Origin of the sequence: Acidovorax sp. HMWF029, from assembly GCF_003060895.1 — a bacterium.
In the GTDB taxonomy this organism is placed as follows: domain Bacteria; phylum Pseudomonadota; class Gammaproteobacteria; order Burkholderiales; family Burkholderiaceae_C; genus Acidovorax.
The window spans coordinates 1-1991 of the sequence record NZ_QAIH01000028.1; the positions used below are offsets into that span (position 1 = coordinate 1).

Consider the following 1991-nt stretch of genomic DNA (forward strand, 5'->3'; position numbering starts at 1 on the left):
GGGCAGCAGCGTCAAAAGCCAGGTGCGGCCAATCGGGCATCTGCCAGATGTAGCGGGGCGTGCGGGTGGGGCGGTGGGGGCGCATGCGGTGATTATGGAGGTTATTCGCCGCAAAATATGCGGTGAATGGATGTGCTTTTCGCCGCACATGTGTCGCCGCACAAGAGGCTGACGAAATGGCATTCGCCGCTTGCACTGGATTGCGCTGGATTGCGTGCAGTGCACCCACATGGCTGTGCCTGGTGCCCGCTATGCTCCCCACCCGACGAAACACGACACACACGGTACGCGCCATGCACGAAATCATCTGCCCCCACTGCAGCAAAGCCTTCAAGATCGACGAGGCGGGGTATGCCGACATCCTCAAGCAGGTGCGCGATGACGCGTTTGAGCAGGCTTTGCACGAGCGCCTCGAATTGGCCGAGCGCGAAAAGCGCGACGCGATTGCCCTGGCCAAGGCCGAGGTAACTAACACGCTGCAAAAGGCAGCGTCTGCCAAAGACACCGAGATTCAGGCACTCAAAGCCCAGCTGGATGCGGGCGAGGTGGCGCGCAAGTTGGCGGTGGCAGAGGCCTTGGGCGCCGTAACCCAAGAGCGCGATGCGCTGGCGAACCAACTAAAGAATGAGCTGGCCCAAGCACGCAGCGCACAACAAGCGGCAGCCCAGTTGGCCGAGGCCAAGCTGGCTCATGCGCTGCAGGCCGAAGCCGCCAAGAAGGATGCCGAGATTCAGGCGCTGCAAGCCAAGCTGACAGCCAGCGACACCGCGCGCCAGTTGGCGGTGAATGAAGCCGTGAGCGTGGTCGCGCAGGAACGGGATGCCTTGAAGAATGACCTCAGCCTCATCGCCGTCAAAAACCAGCTAGAAGAGAAAGCCATCAAGGAGCAATTCGCTTTGCAGCTGCGCGACCGCGAGGGCGAGATTGAGCGCCTGCGGGACATGAAGGCGCGGCTATCGACCAAGATGGTGGGCGAGACGCTGGAGCAGCACTGCGAGATTGAGTTCAACCGCATCCGTGCGGCGGCGTTTCAACGCGCGCATTTTGATAAGGACAACGACGCCCGCACCGGCAGCAAGGGCGACTACATTTTTCGCGAGGCGGATGAGCACGGCACCGAGATCGTTTCCATCATGTTTGAGATGAAGAACGAAAGCGATGAAACCGCCACCAAAAAGCGCAACGAAGACTTCTTGAAGGAGCTGGACAAAGACCGCAACGAGAAGGCGTGCGAGTACGCGGTGCTGGTGTCCCTGCTGGAGCCGGAGAGCGAGCTGTACAACAGCGGCATCGTCGATGTGTCGCACCGCTACCCCAAGATGTACGTGGTGCGGCCACAGTTCTTTGTGCCGCTGATCACGCTGCTGCGCAATGCGGCGTTGAACTCGCTGAAGTACAAGTCCGAGCTCGCAATGGTGCGTTCTCAGAACCTGGACATCACCAAGTTCGAATCGCAGCTGGAGGAGTTCAAGGGCGCGTTTGGGCGCAACTGGCGCTTGGCGTCGGATGGGTTTGAAGAGGCCGTCAAACGCATCGACGAGGCCATCAAGGACTTGGAGAAGACCAAGGAAGCGCTGCACAAGTCCGCCAACAACCTGCGCCTGGCCAACGACAAGGCCGAAGACCTGACGATCAAGAAGCTCACTCGCGGCAACCCGACGATGGCGGCCAAGTTTGCGGAGCTCAAGCAGGTGGGGACGTTGGACGGGGAGTGAGGCAGTGCGGCGCGGTGAACGAGGTCGGATCGGGGCCATATGCGGTAGCTAGGGGCCCGCGCTGCCTGCCGCAGCCATGGCCCGCGCTGTGCACCTGGGCTCACGCCCGCACCGACGCCCCCGTCGCATAAAACTGCCCACCCGCCACGTAGTTCAGCGTGCGCAGTTTGTCGGGTGCGGAATCAAACTCCCCGCATGCGCGTCCGACACCAGCACCATGGGACCGTGGTTGAGCACGCGGTAGGCCTTGTCGAGGGGAACGGGGCGGGCGTGAGC

1 protein-coding gene is annotated in these 1991 nt (G+C 61.7%); it reads left to right on the forward strand.

Annotated elements, in window-relative coordinates; all coding sequences use genetic code 11:
• Nucleotides 1–293 precede the first annotated feature (293 nt).
• The gene (locus DBR12_RS02015; protein ID WP_108615721.1) at nucleotides 294–1715 is read left to right on the forward strand and encodes a DUF2130 domain-containing protein; all 1422 of its coding nucleotides are present in this window, start codon (nucleotides 294–296) and stop codon (nucleotides 1713–1715) included.
• Nucleotides 1716–1991: the final 276 nt, after the last annotated feature.